This window comes from Lichenihabitans sp. Uapishka_5 (assembly GCF_033947565.1).
GTDB lineage: Bacteria > Pseudomonadota > Alphaproteobacteria > Rhizobiales > Beijerinckiaceae > Lichenihabitans.
On sequence record NZ_JARPVX010000020.1, the window covers coordinates 15809 to 34943 of the forward strand.

General features: G+C 67.7%; 15 protein-coding genes. 10 read left to right on the forward strand and 5 right to left on the reverse strand.

All coding sequences use genetic code 11. The features are described from left to right. Positions 1-58 precede the first annotated feature (58 nt). Genes P7D22_RS10040 through P7D22_RS10055 form a run of 4 tightly spaced genes read right to left on the reverse strand, consistent with a single transcriptional unit; the run spans position 59 to position 3370 of the window. A complete protein-coding gene (locus P7D22_RS10040; RefSeq protein WP_319934089.1) occupies positions 59-1702 on the reverse strand; it encodes a cisplatin damage response ATP-dependent DNA ligase in 1644 nt (547 codons plus the stop codon). After that, entirely contained in the window at positions 1699-2727 is a 1029-nt protein-coding gene (locus tag P7D22_RS10045; protein WP_319934090.1) for a ligase-associated DNA damage response exonuclease, read from the reverse strand. Before P7D22_RS10045 ends, P7D22_RS10040 begins: the two co-directional genes overlap by 4 nt. A 19-nt stretch (positions 2728-2746) precedes the next feature. Continuing rightward, positions 2747-3019 carry a hypothetical protein gene (locus tag P7D22_RS10050; RefSeq protein WP_319934091.1) on the reverse strand — a complete coding sequence of 91 codons (273 nt, stop codon included), beginning with the start codon at positions 3017-3019 and terminating at the stop codon, positions 2747-2749. A 27-nt stretch (positions 3020-3046) separates the two neighbouring features. Then, entirely contained in the window at positions 3047-3370 is a 324-nt protein-coding gene (locus P7D22_RS10055) for a hypothetical protein (RefSeq protein ID WP_319934092.1), read from the reverse strand. Between the two features lie 238 nt (positions 3371-3608). Between P7D22_RS10055 and P7D22_RS10060 the strand changes: the two genes are divergently transcribed. The 5 genes from P7D22_RS10060 (at position 3609) to nhaA (ending at position 10863) form a co-directional block, all read left to right on the forward strand. Continuing rightward, on the forward strand, positions 3609-4535 hold the full coding sequence (locus tag P7D22_RS10060; protein WP_319934093.1) for a class I SAM-dependent DNA methyltransferase: 927 nt from the start codon (positions 3609-3611) through the stop codon (positions 4533-4535). Between the two features lie 10 nt (positions 4536-4545). Next, positions 4546-7068 (forward strand): ligase-associated DNA damage response DEXH box helicase, encoded by a 2523-nt coding sequence (locus P7D22_RS10065; RefSeq protein WP_319934094.1) that lies wholly within the window; start codon positions 4546-4548, stop codon positions 7066-7068. A gap of 1 nt (position 7069) precedes the next feature. Next, positions 7070-7756 carry a ligase-associated DNA damage response endonuclease PdeM gene (gene pdeM / locus P7D22_RS10070; protein ID WP_319934095.1) on the forward strand — a complete coding sequence of 229 codons (687 nt, stop codon included), beginning with the start codon at positions 7070-7072 and terminating at the stop codon, positions 7754-7756. Between the two features lie 145 nt (positions 7757-7901). Further along, a complete protein-coding gene (locus P7D22_RS10075; protein ID WP_319934096.1) occupies positions 7902-9614 on the forward strand; it encodes a lysine--tRNA ligase in 1713 nt (570 codons plus the stop codon). Between the two features lie 55 nt (positions 9615-9669). Beyond that, positions 9670-10863 (forward strand): Na+/H+ antiporter NhaA, encoded by a 1194-nt coding sequence (gene nhaA, locus P7D22_RS10080; RefSeq protein WP_319934097.1) that lies wholly within the window; start codon positions 9670-9672, stop codon positions 10861-10863. Here the strand turns inward: nhaA and P7D22_RS10085 are convergent. Continuing rightward, positions 10860-11855 (reverse strand): glutathione S-transferase family protein, encoded by a 996-nt coding sequence (locus P7D22_RS10085; protein WP_319934098.1) that lies wholly within the window; start codon positions 11853-11855, stop codon positions 10860-10862. The two genes, nhaA and P7D22_RS10085, sit on opposite strands and share 4 nt — an antisense overlap. 161 nt (positions 11856-12016) lie before the next feature. Between P7D22_RS10085 and P7D22_RS10090 the strand changes: the two genes are divergently transcribed. The 5 genes from P7D22_RS10090 to fdhE all read left to right on the forward strand — a co-directional run bounded on the left by P7D22_RS10090 (position 12017) and on the right by fdhE (position 19126). After that, positions 12017-13099 (forward strand): transglutaminase-like domain-containing protein, encoded by a 1083-nt coding sequence (locus P7D22_RS10090; RefSeq protein ID WP_319934099.1) that lies wholly within the window; start codon positions 12017-12019, stop codon positions 13097-13099. Positions 13100-13236: 137 nt separating this feature from the next. After that, on the forward strand, positions 13237-16326 hold the full coding sequence (gene fdnG / locus P7D22_RS10095) for a formate dehydrogenase-N subunit alpha (RefSeq protein WP_319934100.1): 3090 nt from the start codon (positions 13237-13239) through the stop codon (positions 16324-16326). 145 nt (positions 16327-16471) lie between these two features. Continuing rightward, a complete protein-coding gene (fdxH, locus tag P7D22_RS10100; protein WP_319934101.1) occupies positions 16472-17452 on the forward strand; it encodes a formate dehydrogenase subunit beta in 981 nt (326 codons plus the stop codon). Next, positions 17452-18135 (forward strand): formate dehydrogenase subunit gamma, encoded by a 684-nt coding sequence (locus P7D22_RS10105; protein ID WP_442916071.1) that lies wholly within the window; start codon positions 17452-17454, stop codon positions 18133-18135. Before fdxH ends, P7D22_RS10105 begins: the two co-directional genes overlap by 1 nt. Before the next feature lie 70 nt (positions 18136-18205). Then, entirely contained in the window at positions 18206-19126 is a 921-nt protein-coding gene (fdhE, locus tag P7D22_RS10110; RefSeq protein ID WP_319934102.1) for a formate dehydrogenase accessory protein FdhE, read from the forward strand. The last annotated feature ends 9 nt before the right edge of the window (positions 19127-19135 follow it).

Below are 19135 nucleotides of genomic sequence, written 5' to 3' on the forward strand. Positions count from 1 at the left end.
CGGTGTCGCGCGACACCGGAGGGTTTTTTGTGTCGGCCGCGGGTGAAGAGCGCCGCGGCTATTTGGGTTCCAGCATCGCCTCGAGGGTCTCGATGCGGTCGGCCTCGCGGGTTGGCTTCTCCCAGCGGATGCGTGCCACCCGGGGAAACCGCATCGCGACGCCCGACTTGTGCCGGCTCGACCGGTTCAAGCCTTCGAACAGGATCTCCAGCACCAAGCCCTTCTCGGCCGTGTGCTCCACCTCCCTGACCGGACCGAAGCGTGAGATCGTGTTGGTGCGCACATAACGATCGAGCTTCGCGAGTTCCTGGTCGGTGAAGCCCGAATAGGCCTTGCCGACCGGCACGAGTTGCCCTTCTCCCGGCTCGCCGCGCCAAACCCCAAAGGTGTAATCCGAGTAGAAGGAGGCCCGCTTGCCGTGACCGCGCTGCGCATACATCAGCACGGCATCGACGTTGAACGGGTTGCGCTTCCACTTGAACCACAGCCCCTTCGGGCGGCCCGGCACATAAGGGCTGTCCCGCCGCTTCAGCATCAGGCCTTCGATGGCTTCGGCATCCGCCCCGGCACCGGCGCCGGCCGGATCGGCCCGCGAGGCCGCGAGATCGTCCCAACTGGCGAAGGGAACGGTCGGCGACAGATCCACTTTCGGGTCGTCGAGCCCCATCACGAAGCGCTCCAGCCGCGCCCGCCGCTCGGTGAACGGCAGCGTCCGCAGATCCTCGCCATCCTGGGCCAGCAGATCATAGGCCCTGAGATGAACCGGGAACTCGGCCATCGCCTTGACCGACACGCTTTTGCGGTTGAGGCGCTGCTGCAACGCCCCGAAGGGTTGCACGAGGCCGTCGCGCATCACCAGAAGCTCGCCATCGACAGCCGTCGTGCCGAAGCGGGGCAGCAGAAGTGAATCAAGCAGATCCGGAAAGGACGCGGAGACGTCTTCTCCAGCCCGCGAATACAGTTTCACCACGCGGTGACCGTCCGGGTCCACCCCCGCAATGGCCTGCACCCGGATGCCGTCCCACTTCCATTCGCCGATGAAATCGGCCGGATCGAGTGAGGCTGCGTCGCGCTCCTCGAGCGGATGGGCCAGCATTGCGGGGCGAAACGGCGCCGGATCGATCGTGTCGGGGCGCGGCCCCGTATTCTCGAGCCAGGCGAACAGGGGGCCGTAGGGGATCGGCAAACCATGCCAAACCTCCTCGACCTCGTTCGCTTCCCGGCCGCCCATCGCGGCCGCAGCGGTCTTGGCCAAGCGGGCCGACACGCCGATGCGCAGCGATCCGGTGATGAGCTTCAACAACGCCCATCGCCCGATCTCGTCGAGCGCGTCGAGCCACAAGGCGAGTTGCCGTGGAAAGGCAGCCCGACTGGTGGTGGCGAGCGTCTGCACCACCGTGGACAGCAGCGGCGGCTCACCCGGATTGTCGGGCTTCGGCCAAAGCAGGGCCACCGTTTCGGACAGGTCGCCGACAAAGTGATAGCTGAGATTGAACAGAACGGGATCGACCCGCTCCTCAAGCAGCGCACGCACCAGCGCCGGCTTGGCGTGCTGGAATTTCAGGCTGTCGGTGAGGGCCGCGAGCGCATAGCCGCGTTCGGGATCCGGCGTGTCGCGGAAAAAGGCCGTCATCAGCCGCAGCTTGCCGTTGCGGGACGGCTCGAAGGACAACCGGTCGAACAACGCCGCGAAAGCCTTCATGCGGCTTCGTCCAGAGCCTCTTCGGTCTCCTCCTCGCCATAGCCGATCATGTGCAGCGGCCGCGCCGCGATCCCCTGCTGCTCGGCCCAATGCACCAGGGCATCGGCCTCGCCATGCGTGACCCAGAGCTCGGAGCAGCCGACGTCCTTGACGGTGGCACAGAGTTGCGCCCAATCGGAATGGTCGGACACGATCAACGGCAGTTCGACGCCTTTCAGGCGCGCCCGCGCCCGCACCCGCATCCAACCCGAGGCCGCCACCGTCAGCGGATCGGGAAACTTGCGGGCCCAGGTGTCCCGCAACGCGCCCGGCGGAGACAGCACGATCTCACCGCCCAGCCGACCCCGTTCCTTGGGATCGACGCGCACCAGGGGACCGAGGTCGACGCCCAACCGGGCATAAAGCTCACACAGCCGCACCATGGCCCCGTGCAGGTAGATCGGCCGCTCGTAGCCGAGGTCCCGCAGGGTGCGGATCACGCGTTGCGCCTTACCAAGTGCATAAGCGCCGACCAGATGCGTCCGGTCTGGAAAGAGCGCCTGGGAGGCGAGCAGCTTCTGGGCCTCGACCCGTGCTTCGGGGAAGTGAAACACCGGCAAACCGAAGGTGGCCTCGGTCACGAAGGCGTCGCTGCGAACCGGCTCGAACGGCAGGCAGGTCGGATCGTGGGCGCGCTTGTAGTCGCCCGACACTGTGACGGTGAAGCCGTTCTTCTCGACCGTGATCTGCGCCGACCCGAGGACATGGCCGGCCGGATGAAACGTCACGGTCACGCCACCGATACGGATCGGCTTGCCGAGGATCGCTACCTGACGCTCGTGACAGAAATCCGCCCCATAGCGGGTGTCCATGATGTCGAGCGTCTGCGCCGTCGCCAGAACGGACCGATGCCCGGCGCGGGCATGATCGCTATGACCATGGGTCACAAGGGCCCGATCGACGGGACGCATGGCATCAATATGAAAATCGCCGGCCGCACAATAAAGCCCGGCCGGCGTCAATGATAAGATATCCTGCGCACTCACGCGCCGAGACCCTGAAGGCTCAGGCGTCGTCGCGGCACATCAATTTCTTGATGGGATGCAGGTTGCCGTCGGGCCTTGGCACATGACGCGTGACGAAGATGCAATCCTCGTCATCGGCCCCGTAGGCCTTCGACACCTGCAATGCCTTGTGGCCGATCGTCAAAGGGCGAAAGGAAAGCCCGCTGCTGGCCAAAGGCGCCGCCGCCAGCGGAGCGCCGACAAAGCAGACGGCCATAACCAAACCCAATCGACGCATGGACGTCTTCGTAGTGGCCGTCTTCATCGCCTTCACTCCAGCGGTAGCCTAGGGACGCTCAGTTCACTCGCAGACACGAACGCGGCGATAGCCCGCGAAGTTGCCATAGGGATCGTATGTCGCCTGGCGGGTCAGGTAGCAGCCGTCGTAAGCGGGCGGCGGCGGAGCACCATAAACCGGGGCGGCGTAGCCGTAGCCGCCACCACCGTAACCCGCGTTCTGGTTGGCCAGGGCCGAACCCACGAGGCCGCCGACCGCCAGGCCGCCGATGACACCGGCCGCCACGGCACCGCCATTGCGGGCGGCTGCGGGCTCAACGGTGCTCAGCGAAGCGGCGCCGAGAGCCACAACCGCCAAACCAGCGCCACGCAATGTCGAAATCTTCATCACTCCAACTCCTTGCTGTAACTTGGCTGTAAAACGGCGCCGTTGCGATTTGGTTGCATGAGCCGCGGGGTGGCGCAGGTACCGCCAGCAGCCTCGATCTTGGCTGGACGGCGGGCTGCGCCTGGGCGATCAGCATAGCGCAGGACGCTTCCCGCGATGATGGGCAATTGAGTTCAATGTTAATCGATCCTGTCCCGGACGGCCTCAGTCGGCACGCCGATTTGGCACGACAAACCGGATGAGCGGCCTTCCGCATGGGCACGCTCCCGTCGTGTCGGGAAACCTGCTCGCCGACAAACGCTATGCCTATGCGGTCGCTCTTGCGACCGAAGGCGACCATGCCGCGGCAGCCGACCTGTTCGCCCAGGCCGTCGAGCAGGCGCCGACCTGGGCGGCCGCTCATCTGGCCCAGGGCTTGGCGCTGGAGCGGTGCGGCGATCGCGCGGGCGCCGCGGCCGCGTTCGAGGCTGCCGTGACCCACGACCCCGCCGGCCTGCTGGGTGCGGCGCTGCACCTCGCCCGACTGCAGGGGGCCGCGCCCCCCGGCATGCCGGCCGCCTATGTGGAAACCCTGTTCGACCAATACGCGCCCCGCTTCGACGCCCATCTGGTGGGGGGGCTCGGCTATCGTGGCCCCGCCGTCATCGCCGAAGCGCTGGCCGGGCGGCTCCCGGACGATGGGTGCACCGCGGCCCTGGACCTCGGCTGCGGCACCGGGCTGATGGCCCGCGCCCTGGGGGTGCGGGGCTTGGAGATCGACGGCATCGACCTGTCGGCCGCCATGCTGGCCCAGGCCGCCACCACGGGCCTCTACCGCAACCTTTGGCAGGGTGATTGCACCGCGATAGCGGCGACGCTGGACGCGGGCGCCTACCGGCTCGCCATCGCGGCCGACGTTCTGGTCTACATCGGCGATCTTCTGCCCTTGTTCACCGGCGTGGCGCGCGTGCTGCAGCCGGGAGGGCTGCTGGCCGCAACCGTGCAGGCCGACACCGGAAAGGCTTACAGCCTCGGCACCGACCTACGGTTCCGTCACGAGGCCGGCTACCTGCGCGGCAGCCTCGACGCGACGGGCTTCGGCCTGCTCAGCCTGGAGGCCTGCGTGACCCGCCAGGAAAACTGCATCGACGTGCCGGGGCTCGTCTTCGTGGCCCGGAGGGCCTAACTCTACACGGGTGCTCGACATCGCAAGCCCCCCGGCGCTCCCGGCCCCGATCACCGCCTGGTTCGCGACACGCGGCTGGGCGCCGCGGGCCCATCAGATGGCCCTGCTGGAACAGGCTGAGGCCGGGCGCAGCACGCTTCTCGTGGCGCCCACCGGCGCCGGCAAGACGCTGGCGGGCTTTCTGCCATCGCTCGTCGATCTGCAACGCCGGCCGCGCGGCAAGGCGGCGCTGCACACGCTCTACATCTCGCCCCTGAAAGCCTTGTCGGTCGACGTCGCCCGCAACGTCGAGGGGCCGGTGACCGAGATGGGCCTGCCGATCCGGGTCGAGACCCGCACGGGCGACACGCCGGCCGCCAAGCGGCAGCGGCAGCGGCGCGACCCGCCCGACATCCTGCTGACCACCCCCGAGCAGCTCGCCCTGCTGCTGGCGACGCCCGACAGCCTCGCCTTCTTCAAGGACCTGCGCCGCATCGTGCTCGACGAATTGCACGCGCTCGTCACCAACAAGCGCGGCGACCTGCTGGCGCTCGACCTCGCCCGGCTGCGCCGGCTCGCGCCCGGCGTACAGACCGTCGGCCTGTCGGCGACCGTGCGCGACCCGGTCGAGCTTTGCGCCTATCTGGGCGGCCGCGACGACCCGGCCCCCGTGATGGTGACGGCGCCCGAAGGCGCCAAGGCCGAGATCACCATGCTGGACACGCGCGAGCGGCTGCCCTGGGCCGGCCACAGCGCCCGCCATGCGCTCGGCGAAATCTACGAGGCGCTGCGCCGCTGCAAGCTGGCGCTGATCTTCACCAACACCCGCTTCCAGGCCGAACAATTGTTCTGGGACCTGTGGAAGCACAATGCCGACAACCTGCCGATCGCGCTCCACCACGGCTCGCTCGACGCGAGCCAACGCCGCCGCGTCGAAGCCGCCATGGCGGCCGGCACCCTGAAGGCCGTGGTCTGCACCGCGACGCTCGACCTCGGCATCGATTGGGGCGACGTCGACCTCGTCATCAACGTCGGGGCGCCGAAGGGTGCGAGCCGCATCATCCAGCGCATCGGCCGCGCCAACCACAGACTCGACGAGCCTTCGCGCGCCTTGCTGGTGCCGTCGAACCGCTTCGAGGTGATCGAGTGCCGGGCCGCCATCGATGCCGCCGCCCACGGGGTGCAGGACACGCCGGTGCCGCGCACGGGCGCGCTCGACGTGCTGGCCCAGCACGTGCTCGGCATGGCCTGCGCGGCGCCCTTCGAGGCCGATGCGTTGTTCAGCGAAATCACCGACGCCGCGCCCTATGCCCACATCGACCGCGACAACTTCGACCGGGTGATCGACTTCGTGGCCCACGGCGGCTACGCGCTCCGGGCCTATGACCGCTTCGCCAAGATCCGGCAGGATGCGGACGGGCGTTGGCGCGTGTCGAACGGCCGGGTGGCGCAACAATACCGAATGAACGTCGGCACCATCGTGGCCGCCACCATGCTGAAGGTGCGGCTCGCGCGCTCCCGCACGGGCGCCTCGGGCAAGCCCGTGATGGGTCGCGGCGGCCGGGTGCTGGGCGAGATCGAGGACGGTTTCCTCGAATCGCTGGTGCCGGGCGACACCTTCATCTTCGGCGGCGAGGTGCTGGCCCTGCAGGCCATCGTCGAGGACGAGGCGATCGTGCAGCGGGCCCGCAGCGACACGCCGAAGATCCCCGCCTGGGGCGGCTCGAAATTCCCGCTCTCGACCTATCTGGCCAGCCGGGTGCGCTCGATGTTGTCGGAGCCGCACGCCTGGCCGGAACTTCCCGACCAAGTGCAGGACTGGCTCGACATCCAAGCCGCACGGTCGCTGCTGCCCGCGGCCGACACCATGCTGGTCGAAACCTATCCGCGCGCCGGCCGCCATTACCTCGTGGCCTATCCGTTCGAGGGCCGGCTGGCGCACCAAACGCTCGGCATGCTGCTGACACGGCGGCTCGAGCGCGCCGGCATGAAGCCGCTGGGGTTCGTCGGCAACGATTACGCGCTGGCGGTTTGGATGCGGGCCGATATCGGGGCACGGTCGCGGAACGGGCTTGTCGACCTCGATGCCTTGTTTGGCGAGGACATGCTGGGCGACGACCTCGAGGCGTGGCTCGACGAATCGTCGCTGATGAAGCGCACCTTCCGGTCCTGCGCCATCATCGCCGGTCTGATCGAAAAGCGGCACCCGGGACGCGAAAAGACCGGCCGGCAGATGACGGTGTCGACCGACCTCGTTTACGACGTGCTGCGCCGGCACGAGCCCGACCACATCCTGCTGCAGGCCGCACGCGAGGATGCGGCAACCGGACTCCTCGATCTGAAGCGCCTCGGCGATCTACTAGGTCGCATCAAGGGCCGAATCGTCCATAAGGCTCTCGACCGCGTCTCACCCTTGTCGGTGCCCATCATGCTCGAGATCGGGCGGGAACCGGTTTATGGCGAAGCGCAAGACGAGATCCTGGCCGAGGCGGCCGAGTTGCTGGTGGAGGAAGCCTGTGGGCCTGAGGGCAATCCGGCAAGAACGCGCGGTTGAGATGGTGCCGGCCGGCCTGACGCTGGCGGGCGTGCCGTTTCTGGCCGACCCGAGCGGCGCCTTGTTCCACGAAGGCGAAGGCGCCCTGCTGGTGGCCGACCTGCACCTCGAGAAGGGGTCGAGCTTCGCCCGGCGCGGCATGCTGCTGCCGCCCTACGACACGGGCGAAACGCTGCTGGCCCTGGCGACGGTCGTGGCCCGCTACGCGCCGCGGCTGGTGATCGCGCTCGGCGACAGCTTCCATGACCCGCATGCCGCGGCCCGGCTGTCGGACGCCGACCGGGGCCGGATCGCCGACCTGCAGCGCGGGCGCGCCTGGCTCTGGCTGACCGGCAATCACGACCCGCTGCCGCATGGCGGGCTCGACGGCGACGTGGCGGCGGAGGCCGCCATAGGCCTGCTGACGCTGCGCCACGAGCCGCAGCCGGACTGCGGCACCGGCGAGATCGCCGGCCACCTGCATCCGGTCGCCAAGGTGCTGGGCACGGGCGGCGTGGCCCGGCGGCGCTGCTTCCTGGCCGATGCGAAGCGTTGCGTGATGCCGGCCTTCGGGGCCTATGCGGGGGGGCTGAACATCCACCACGCCGCGTTCACGCCGTTGTTCGGCGCGCGGCCGCGCCTGGCCCATGCGCTCGGGCGGGACCGCATCTATGCGATCCCGATGAGCCGCTGCGTGGCGGACGCCTGACGACGACGCGTTACCGCGTTTCCCGACCGACTGCGGCGGCCTCGCGCTTCTCGATACCACGGGCAGCCCCGGTGCCGTTCTTGACGGCCCTGGGCGGTCGTGAGACGCGGAGGGCGCTCTTCATCAGGTCTTACCGTCCGAACCCATGCCCTCCTGGTCCGACATTCCCCTCGACATCGCGCAAGCCGCCAACGCCTGGCCCTTCGAGGAAGCTCGCAAACTCGTTGCCCGCGTCGGGCGCACCGGGCAGTCGAGCGTGCTGTTTTCGACCGGCTATGGCCCTTCGGGACTGCCCCATATCGGCACCTTCGGCGAGGTGATGCGCACCACCATGGTGCGGCAGGCGTTTCGGCTGCTGACCGAGGACAGCATTCCGACGCGGCTGATCGCCTTCTCGGACGACATGGACGGGCTGCGCAAGGTGCCCGACAACGTGCCCAACCGCGACACCCTCGCGGCGGCGCTCGGCCTGCCGTTGACCAAGGTGCCGGACCCTTACGGCGACTATCCGAGCTTCGGCGAAGGCAACAACGCCCGGTTGCGCGCCTTCCTGGACCGCTTCGGCTTCGACTACAACTTCATGTCGGCGACCGTCGAATACCAGGCCGGACGTTTCGACGCCACGCTGCGGCTGATGCTCGAGCGGCTCGACGCCGTGATGGCCATCATGCTGCCGAGCCTCAGGGCCGAGCGGGCCGCGACCTATTCGCCGTTCCTGCCGATCCACCCCGAAACGGGCCATGTGATGCAGGTGCCGCTCGAAGGGCACGACGCCGCCAAGGGCACGATCGTTTGGCGCGACCCGGCCGATGGGCGCGTGTTCGAGACCCCGGTGACGGGCGGCCATTGCAAGCTGCAATGGAAGCCCGACTGGGCGATGCGCTGGCTGGCCCTCGGGGTCGATTACGAGATGGCCGGCAAGGACCTGATCGATTCCGTCAAGCTGTCGGGCCAGATCGTCCGGGCGCTCGGCGGCGCGGCGCCGGAGGGTTTCAACTACGAGTTGTTTCTCGACGAACAAGGCCAGAAGATCTCGAAGTCGAAGGGCAACGGGCTGACCATCGACGAATGGCTGAACTACGGCTCGCCCGACAGCCTTGGCGTCTTCATGTTCGGCAAGCCGACGGCGGCCAAGAAGCTCCATTTCGACGTCATCCCGCGTGCGGTCGACGATTACCTCGGCTTCCTCGACGCTTATGGGCGCCAGGGCTGGAAGGAACGGCTCGGCAATCCTGTGTGGCACCTGCATGGCGGCCAGCCGCCCGAGCCGGAACGGCTGGGCCTCGCCGGGTCGAACGGCGGCACCACGGTGTCGTTCGCGATGCTGCTGAACCTCGCCGCCGTCGCCAACAGCGAGAACCCGGCCGTGCTGTGGGGGTTCCTGCAACGCTATGCGCCCGGCGCCAGCCCCGCCACCCATCCCCAGCTCGACGCCCTGGTGGGCTATGCGGTGCGGTATTTCCGCGACTTCGTGCGACCGGCCAAGACCTACCGGGCGCCCGACCCCGACGAACGGGCGGCGCTCGAGACCTTGTCCCGCACCCTCGGCGCGATGCCGCCCGAGGCTTCGGCCGAGGATGTGCAGGCGGCGCTCTACGACATCGCCCGCATCATCCCGCGCTACCAGGACTTCAAGGCCAAGACCGCCACGCCGGAGCGCCCCGGCGTGTCGAACGATTGGTTCAACATGCTGTATCAGGTGCTGCTCGGCGAAGCGCGCGGGCCGCGCTTCGGCTCCTTCGCGGTGCTGTACGGTTTGCCCGAAACGCAGGCGCTGATCAGCAAGGCTCTGGCGGGCGAGCTCGTGGCCGAACACGCAGCCTTCCTGGCCGGGCGTGCCAAACCGACGGACGCGTGACGGCGCGAGCCGGTCCGATTTGAACCCGCTCGGAAGTCCTGGCACAGGTTCGGGCATGACGCCTCGCCCCCTCCGCCACCTCCCGTCTGCGCTGCGGCGCTTCATCGACAGCGAGGCGGGCGGCGGCCTCGTGTTGATGGGGGCCGCGGCGCTGGCGCTCATCCTGGCCAACTCGCCCTTGGGGAACACCTACCGGGCAGCCGTCCATGCCACGGTCGCGGGCCACACGGTCGAGACCTGGGTCAACGACGCCCTGATGGCGGTGTTCTTCTTGTTGGTGGGCCTCGAGATCAAGCGCGAAACGCTGCACGGGCAGTTGCGGACGTGGCCGGCCCGCATCCTGCCCGGCTTCGGCGCGCTCGGCGGCATGGCGGCCCCGGCCGCCATCTTCGCGGCCGTCACCTGGCACCATCCAGGTGCGCTCCGGGGCTGGGCCATCCCGTCCGCCACCGACATCGCCTTCGCGCTCGGGGTGCTGGCGCTGCTCGGCGACCGGGTGCCGGCCTCGCTCAAAGTGTTCCTCACCGCCCTCGCGGTGCTGGACGACCTCGGGGCGGTGCTGATCATCGCGCTGTTCTACGCCGATGGTGTGTCGTTGCCGATGCTCGGGGCGGCGGCCGTCGCGCTGGCACTTCTGGTGGTGTTGAACCGCTGCGGCATCCGGCGCTTGTGGCCCTATCTCGGGCTCGGCCTGGTGCTTTGGGCCTGTACCTGGGGGTCCGGCATCCACCCGACGATTGCCGGCGTGCTGCTGGCCTTTACAATTCCGGACAAGGGCGCCGGCAAGGGTGACCGGCACACGCCGCTGCACCGGCTGGAGACCGCACTCTCGCCCGTCGTGGCCTTCGCGATCCTGCCGCTCTTCGCGCTGGTCAATGCCGGGGTGGAGATCGGCGGTGCCGGTGGCGCCCTGCAACCGGTGACGCTCGGCGTCGCGCTCGGGCTTGCGCTCGGCAAACAGCTCGGCGTCATGGCGAGCCTCGTGGCCGCGGTGAAGCTCGGTCTCGCCCGTCGGCCGGCGGGCGCCAGTTGGCCGCAGGTGTATGGCGTCAGCCTGTTGTGCGGCATCGGCTTTACGATGAGCCTGTTCATCGGCCTCCTGGCCTATGCGGGCCGGCCGGACCTGCAGGCCGACACCAAGCTCGGCGTGCTGGCCGGCTCGCTCGTGTCGGCCCTTCTGGGCGCCTTGCTGCTGCGCCTGGCGCCCGACGGGCGGCGCAAGGCACGGGCCGTGCCGACAGCCCGTTAGGGCACCCTGGCTTCTTGGCCGAGGGCCTCCCGCCCATGCGGCACCGAGAAGTCGAGCGCCGGCCCGAGCGGCACGACGCCGGTCGGATTGATGGTCGGGTGGCTTTCGTAATAATGCCGCTTGATGTGCTGAAGGTCGGTCGTGTCGCCGAAGCCGGGCGTCTGGTAAAGGTCGCGCAGATAGGCCGACACCACGGGATAATCGACGATCCGGCGCAGGTTGCACTTGAAGTGACCATGGTAGACGGCGTCGAAGCGCACCAGCGTGGTGAAGAGCCGGATGTCGGCCTCGGTCAGCGCCGCGCCCATCAGGTAGCGCCGCGTGGACAGCCGATCTTCCAGCCAGTCGAGCGTGGCGAAGACGGTCGTGAAGGCTTCCTCGTAGGCCGCCTGCGTGGTGGCGAAGCCGGCCCGATAGACCCCGTTGTTGAGGCCGTCATAGATGCGGGCCTCGACGGCATCGATCTCGGCCCGCAGCGCGGCAGGATAATACGTGCCCGGTGTGGCGCCGACGTCCGCAAAGGCCGCGTCCAGCATGCGGAGGATCTCGGACGATTCGTTGCTGACGATCGTGTTGCGCCCGGTGTCCCACAACACCGGCACCGTGACGCGGCCCGTATAGGCCGGGTCGGCGGCCTGATAGACCTGATACAAGACAGTGGCGCCATGGATCGGATCGGGCACGACGCCCGGCCCCGGCGCAAAGGTCCAGCCCTGTTCGGCCATGTGCCAATGCACCACCGACACCGGGATGGCGGCTTCGAGACCCTTGCGGGCCCGCATGATGAGCGTGCGGTGCGCCCAGGGGCAGGCGAGCGAAACATACAGGTGGTAGCGGCCCGAAGCCGCCGCGAAGCCGCCCTGCCCCGATGGCCCGGGCGCACCATCGGCCGTGACCCAGTGGCGGAACGACGAGGCCTTGCGCTCGAAGCGACCGCTATCGCCGTTGTCGTACCACTGGTCGCGCCATTCGCCGTCGATCAACAAGCCCATGGGTGTCCTCGCTCGCTCCAAGGACCGGCACAGTGCCGGGAAGTTCCGCTGGTGTGAACCGCGGACCGCCTCCTGCGGCAAAGATGGCGCCGAACCGGGATGCGACGCTTTCCCGGACCTGCTACACACCGCCCCGACCCGTCCTTCGTGAAAGGCATCCGATGATTTCCCGACGTCACCTTCTGGCCACGGCAGGCGCCGGCCTGGCTCTCGCGGCCTTGCCGGGCTCGCTCCTCGCCGCCTTTGCGGAAACGCCGACCTGGCGCCGGTTCCGTGTCACGACACGTCTCGACGTAGCGGCCGACGGCGCAGCGGCGCAGGCCTGGATGCCGCTGGCCGGCGTGTCGGACGCCGACTGGGTCCGTGTCGTCGACAATCAATGGAGCGCCGCCCCGGGGGCCACGGTCGAGCGGCATCAGACCACGGGTGCCGACCTCCTGCATGTGCGCTGGGGCGATGGCCCGCGCCGGCTGACCGTGGTCAGCACCGTGGAAACGCGCGACCGCGCCCTGCCGATGACGACAACCGGCGACGCGATCGTGCTGCCGGAGGCCGCGCGAAGCCAATACCTGCGCGGCACCGCGCTCGCGCCCGTCGACGGGATCGTGCGGCAGACCGCGCTGGCCATCACGGCCGGCGCCGCCGACGATCTCGGCAAGGCGCGCGCGCTCTACGCCTGGGTGGTGAGCAACACCTTCCGCGAGGCTTCCGTGCAGGGCTGCGGCGACGGCAACGTGCTGCGCATGCTGGAGACCGGCCACCTCGGCGGCAAATGCGCCGACATCAATCCGCTGTTCGTGGCCTTGTGTCGCGCCGCCGGCCTGCCGGCGCGCGACCTTTACGGCATCCGGGTGGCACCCTCCCGGCTCGGCTATGCCAGCCTCGGCCCGAAGACGGCCGACGTGACCAAGGCGCAGCATTGCCGCGCCGAGGTGTTCCTCGACGGCCTGGGCTGGACCGCGATGGACCCGGCGGACGTCCGCAAGGTGATGCTCGAAGAGGTGCCGGGCGGGCTCGGGGCCGACGCCCCCAAGGTGGAGGCGGCCCGGGCGCGGTTGTTCGGCGCCTGGGAAGGCAATTGGATCCCCTTCAACGCCGGCAATGACGTGACGCTGCCGGGGTCCGCCAGGGCGACCGACGCCTTTTTGATGTACCCGCAGGTCGAGCGGGCAGCCGATCGTCTCGACTGCACCCAGCCGCAGCAAGCGCGCTACACGATCGGCGCCGAAGAACTCGCCATCTAGGCGACCACACGCGACACCACGCCCACGCGATCCGTTTGACGCCGTGCGGCGCGAAACTTATCATTATTCGAAACTGAGATAGATGACACGGCGGCCAGCACGGATATGTGATCCGGGTCGCGTGCAGGAGGGTTGCCATGAATATGGAGCTCTCGCGGCGCAGCTTCTTGAAGGCTGCGGGCGTGGGTGCGGCAGGGACGACGCTCGGGGCCATGGGCTTCGGCGCGGCGGAAGCGGCGGTGATGGCCCATGTACGGCCGTTCAAGCTGACCACCACGGTGGAAACCCGCAACACCTGCCCCTACTGCTCGGTCGCCTGCGGCATCATCATGTATTCGAAGGGCGACCTTCGGAAGGGTGAGCAGGCCGAAATCGTCCATATCGAGGGCGACGTCGACCACCCGACCAACCGGGGCACGCTGTGCCCCAAGGGCGCGGCGCTGAAGGACTTCATCCACGCGCCGACGCGGTTGACGCATCCGATGATCCGCAAGCCGGGCCAGGGCAGCTTCGAACGCGTGTCCTGGGATGTGGCGCTCGACAAGATCGCCCGCCACATGAAGGACGATCGCGACGCGAATTTCATTGCGCAGAACGCCAAGGGCACGCCGGTCAACCGTTGGACCAGCGTCGGCTTCCTGGCGGCCTCCGCCACCACCAACGAGACGGCCTATGCGACCTACAAGGTCGTGCGGTCGACCGGGATCGTCGCGTTCGATAACCAAGCGCGCGTCTGACACGGCCCTACGGTGTCCAGTTTGGGCCCGACTTTCGGCCGTGGTGCGATGACCAACGCATGGACCGACATCAAGAACACGGATCTCGTGATCGTGATGGGCGGCAATGCGGCGGAAGCACACCCGTGTGGTTTCAAATGGGTCACGGAGGCGAAGGCCAACCGGGGCGCCAAGCTGATCGTCGTCGATCCGCGCTACACGCGCACGGCTTCGGTGGCAGACCTTTACGCGCCCATCCGGCAGGGCTCGGACATCACGTTCCTCAACGGCGTGATCCGCTACTGCATGGAAAATGGCAAGATCCAGTGGGAATACGCCAAGAACTACACCAACATGTCGTATCTGGTGAAGGAGGGGTTCGGTTATCAGGACGGCCTCTTCACGGGCTATGACGCGGAAAAGCGCGACTACGACCGCACCACCTGGGACTACGAGATCGGCCCCGACGGCTTCGCCGTGGTGGACCCGACGCTCCAGCATCCGCGCTGCGTCTGGAACCTGCTGAAAGAGCACGTCGACCGCTACACGCCCGAGTTCGTCGAGCGGGTTTGCGGCACGCCGAAGGACAAGTTCCTGACCATCTGCCAGATGATCGGCGAGTGCTCGTCCCCGACCAAGACGATGACGTCGCTTTACGCGCTCGGCTGGACCCAGCATTCGCATGGGGCCCAGAACATCCGCGGCATGGCGATGCTGCAGCTGCTGCTCGGCAACATCGGCGTGCAGGGTGGCGGCATGAACGCGCTGCGCGGACATTCCAACATCCAGGGCCTGACCGACCTCGGGCTGATGTCGAACCTGATCCCGGGCTACCTCAATATCCCGACCGAGATCGAGCCCGACTTCGGCACCTACATGTCGACGCGGCAGTTCAAGCCGCTGCGGCCCGGCCAGACGAGCTATTGGCAGAACTACAAGAAGTTCTTCGTCAGCTTCCAGAAAGCCATGTGGGGCGATGCGGCGCGGGCCGACAACGATTGGGCCTACAACTACCTGCCGAAGCTCGACGTGCCGTCCTACGACGTGTTGCGCATCTTCGAGATGATGAACGACGGCAAGGTCAACGGCTACTTCTGCCAGGGCTTCAATCCGCTGCTGGCCTTCCCGAACCGGGGCAAGATCACCTCGGCGCTGTCGAAGCTGAAGTGGCTCGCCACCATGGACCCGCTGCAGACCGAAACGGCACGCTTCTGGGAGAACCACGGCGAATATAACGACGTCGACACGGCGGCGATCCAGACCGAGGTGATCCAGCTGCCGACCACCTGCTTCGCCGAGGAGGAAGGGTCGCTCGCCAATTCGGGCCGTTGGCTGCAATGGCACTGGGCCGGCGGCACGCCGCCCGGCGAGGCGCAGCACGACACCTGGATCATGGGGCAGATCTTCGTTCGCCTGCGCGAGCTGTACCGCAAGGAGGGCGGCGCCTTCCCGGACCCGATCCTCAACCTCGCCTGGGACTACAAGGACCCGACGGAGCCGACGCCGGAAGAACTGGCGCGCGAAATCAACGGCCGCGCGCTGGCGGACCTGCATGATGCGGCCGACCCGACCAAGCTGGTGCTGGCGGCCGGCAAGCAGGTGCTGAACTTCTCGCAGTTGCGCGACGACGGCACCACCCTGTCGGGCTGCTGGATCTATTCCGGCAACTTCAACGAGCAGGGCAACAACATGGCCCGGCGCGACAACCACGATCCCGGCGACACCGGCGCCTATCTGGGCTGGACCTTCGCCTGGCCGCTGAACCGCAGGACGCTCTACAACCGCGCCTCCTGCGACATCAACGGCAAGCCCTGGGATCCGAGCCGCAAGATCATCGAGTGGGACGGGTCGAAATGGTCGGGATACGATGTGCCCGACATCGCTCCGACCGCGAAGCCGCAGGACGTCGGTCCCTTCATCATGAACCAGGAAGGGGTGTCGCGCCTCTTCGTGCGCGGTTTGATGCGCGATGGGCCCTTCCCGGCCCATTACGAGCCTTTCGAGTCGCCGATCGACAACCCGATCAACCCGAAGATCCGCGGCAACCCGGTGTCGCGCGTGTTCCAGAACGACGTGGCGCAATTCGGCACCTCGGCGGAGTTCCCCTTTGCGGCGACCTCCTACCGGTTGACCGAGCATTTCCACTACTGGACCAAGCACAACCGGGTGAATGCGGCCTTGCAGCCCGAGTTCTTCGTCGAGATCTCGGAAGAGCTCGCGGCGTTGCGCAACATCACCCTCGGCGGCTGGGTGCGGGTGTGGTCGAAGCGCGGTTCCATCAAAGCGAAGGCCGTGGTGACCAAGCGCATCCGCCCGCTCATGTGCGACGGCAAGGCCGTCCATGTGGTCGGCATCCCGTTGCATTGGGGCTTCGTCGGCGCCGCCAAGAAGGGCTGGGGACCGAACTCCCTGGTGCCCTTCGTGGGCGACGCCAATATCGAGACGCCCGAGTCGAAAGCCTTCCTGGTGAACATCGAACCCACCACGCCACCCAACGAGGCCGTGGCATGAGGGTGGCCCGGTTGAACCATGCCTTCATTCCAGACGCAGCGAAGCGGAGATCCGGAACCGGGGAGCTTCGGCGACGATCGAATGCTGCACACCGGTTCCAGGTTCGGCTTCGCCGCCCCGGAATAAGCATCGAGGGAGTTCTTCGATGATGCGCCCCGACAGCCCCCGCACGGCGGCCGCCAACCCGCCTGTGCAGGCGATGGAAACCAACCTGACCGAGCGCGACATGGTGCGCCGCTCGGCCACCTCGTCGCTGCCGCCGCCCGAGCGTCAGCTGACGGAGGTCGCCAAGCTCATCGACGTGTCGAAGTGCATCGGCTGCAAGGCCTGCCAGTCGGCCTGCATCGAGTGGAACGACACGAGCCCAGGCGTAGGCGAGAACGTCGGCGTCTACACGAACCCGCACGACCTCACGTCCGAGATGTACACGCTGATGCGGTTCACCGAATGGGTGAACCCCGAGACCGACAACCTCGAATGGCTGATCCGCAAGGACGGCTGCATGCATTGCTCCGACCCGGGCTGCCTGAAGGCCTGCCCGTCGCCCGGCGCCATCGTGCAATATACCAACGGCATCGTGGATTTCGTCCACGAGAACTGCATCGGCTGCGGGTATTGCGTGAAGGGCTGCCCCTTCAACATCCCGCGCCTGTCGAAGACCGATCACAAGGCCTACAAGTGCACCCTCTGCTCGGACCGTGTCGCGGTCGGCCAGGGCCCGGCCTGCGCCAAGGCCTGCCCCACCAAGGCGATCACCTTCGGCACCAAGGCCGACATGAAGATCCATGCCGAAGAGCGCATCAAGGACCTGAAGTCGCGCGGCTACAGCAATGCGGGTCTCTACGATCCGCCGGGCGTCGGCGGCACCCACGTGATGTACGTGCTGCACCATAACGACAAACCGGGGATCTACGCCGACCTGCCGGACGACCCGCACATCTCGGCCGTCGTCGAGACCTGGAAGGGCATGACCAAATATGCGGGTCTTGCGGTCATGGGGCTCGCGGCTGCCGGCAGCTTCCTGCACGGCATCCTGGGTCGCGCCAACCGCGTGACACGCGCCGACGAAGAGAACGCCGAGCGCATCGTCGACGGCAAGCCAGCCGCTGAGGAGCACCACCCCTGATGGAGGCCGAACGCCTGCAACCCGGCGACCGTATCCATCGCGGCGACCCGATCAGGGTGAACCGCTACGGCCCGGCCGCCCGCGCCAACCATTGGATCATCGCGGCCAGCCTGATCCTGCTGTCGATCTCGGGCCTCGCGCTGTTCTACCCCGTGTTCTTCCCGCTCACCGCTTTGTTCGGCGGCGGGCAATGGACGCGCTTCATCCACCCCTGGATCGGAGTGGTGTTGTTCTTCTCGTTCTTCGTGTTCTTCTTCCAGCTGTGGCGTGCCAATCTGCCGACCCGCACCGACGTGGTCTGGGTTTCGCATCTGAAGGACGTGGTGGCCCAGAACGAGGACAAGCTGCCGGAACTCGGCAAGTATAATGCCGGGCAGAAGTTCATCTTCTGGGCGATGTCGGGCTTGATCCTCGCGCTGATCGTTTCGGGTGTCATCATCTGGGACCAGTATTTCGCCGATGCCACCGCGATCCCGGTCAAGCGGGTCGCTATCCTGGTGCATGCGATCTTCGCCGTGCTGATCATCTGCGTCTTCATCCTGCATCTTTATGCCGGCATCTGGACGCGCGGCACGCTGCGGGCCATGACGCGCGGCTCGGTGACGGGCGGCTGGGCTTACCGGCATCACCGCAAATGGCTGAAGCAGATGGTCGGCGCGCGTCGCATCGATCCGGCGGAATAGCGGCGCCTCCCTCGCACCCGCGAGGCGGGCGCCCATTACCATCCGTGGCCCGTGCGGCCCGCGAGGCGACATGGCTGATCCAAACCCCTTTCAGGCCGACCCTACCGCCATCGGTGGCATCGCCAAACCACCCTACGTCCAGGCGCCCGACCCACGTCGCCTGTTCGCGCGGCGGGCCGACCGCTTCGGGGCCTTGGCGCCCGGGCACGCGCTGGCGCCTTACCTCGACTTCCTCGGCGCCGTCGCCGGCATCCAGGCCAACATCGCGGACCGGCTCGAGGTGACGCCGGTCGCGTCCGCGCAGATCGAGCGCGCTCGCGCGGCCGCCATGCCGCCGATCGATCGCCGCACACTTGCCGACGACCCCGACCTGTCGCTCGTGCTCGATGCTTTGTTCGACGCCGCCAGCACGCTCGACATGCCGGCCCCGGCCCAGGCGGCCTTGCTGGCCGCGAAAAATGCCGATGCCGCGACCCTGGCCGGCATGGCCCGCAACGTCCTGGCCGATGCGATCCCGTTCGACAGCCTCGCGGCGCACCTTTTCATTGCCGCCGGCACACAGGTGCTGGCCGCGAGCGTCGCCGCGACGCTCGACCCCAAGGCCCTCAGCCCGGTGGCGACCGGGGTGTGCCCGGCCTGCGGCGGCCCGCCGCTCGCTTCCGTGGTGGTGGGGTTCATGGGCGCCGATGGGGCGCGCTATGCCGTTTGCGCCTGCTGCGCCATGCAATGGAACGAAGTGCGGGTGAAATGCCTCGCCTGCGGCTCCACCCAGGGGATCGGCTACCGGGAAGCCGGGGATGCAGACGAGGATGCGACAATCAAGGCGGAGGTCTGCGACATCTGCCATAGCTGGCTGAAGATCCTGTACCAGAACCGCAATCCGACCTTGGAGCCGCTTGCCGACGACATCGGCAGCCTCGGGCTCGACCTGTTGATGCACGACACCGCCTACCGCCGTGCCGGCTTCAACCCCTATCTGCTGGGATATTGAGGTGGTGAT

What these genes read in the sequence shown, in the direction of transcription:
- fdxH (WP_319934101.1), top strand. Translation starts at nt 16,472, where the DNA reads ATGATGCGCCCCGACAGCCCCCGCACGGCGGCCGCCAACCCGCCTGTG.
- fdhE (WP_319934102.1), top strand. Translation starts at nt 18,206, where the DNA reads ATGGCTGATCCAAACCCCTTTCAGGCCGACCCTACCGCCATCGGTGGC.
- P7D22_RS10060 (WP_319934093.1), top strand. Translation starts at nt 3,609, where the DNA reads ATGAGCGGCCTTCCGCATGGGCACGCTCCCGTCGTGTCGGGAAACCTG.
- P7D22_RS10040 (WP_319934089.1), bottom strand. Translation starts at nt 1,702, where the DNA reads ATGAAGGCTTTCGCGGCGTTGTTCGACCGGTTGTCCTTCGAGCCGTCC.
- nhaA (WP_319934097.1), top strand. Translation starts at nt 9,670, where the DNA reads ATGACGCCTCGCCCCCTCCGCCACCTCCCGTCTGCGCTGCGGCGCTTC.
- pdeM (WP_319934095.1), top strand. Translation starts at nt 7,070, where the DNA reads ATGGTGCCGGCCGGCCTGACGCTGGCGGGCGTGCCGTTTCTGGCCGAC.
- P7D22_RS10105 (WP_442916071.1), top strand. Translation starts at nt 17,452, where the DNA reads ATGGAGGCCGAACGCCTGCAACCCGGCGACCGTATCCATCGCGGCGAC.
- P7D22_RS10075 (WP_319934096.1), top strand. Translation starts at nt 7,902, where the DNA reads ATGCCCTCCTGGTCCGACATTCCCCTCGACATCGCGCAAGCCGCCAAC.
- P7D22_RS10085 (WP_319934098.1), bottom strand. Translation starts at nt 11,855, where the DNA reads ATGGGCTTGTTGATCGACGGCGAATGGCGCGACCAGTGGTACGACAAC.
- P7D22_RS10090 (WP_319934099.1), top strand. Translation starts at nt 12,017, where the DNA reads ATGATTTCCCGACGTCACCTTCTGGCCACGGCAGGCGCCGGCCTGGCT.
- P7D22_RS10055 (WP_319934092.1), bottom strand. Translation starts at nt 3,370, where the DNA reads ATGAAGATTTCGACATTGCGTGGCGCTGGTTTGGCGGTTGTGGCTCTC.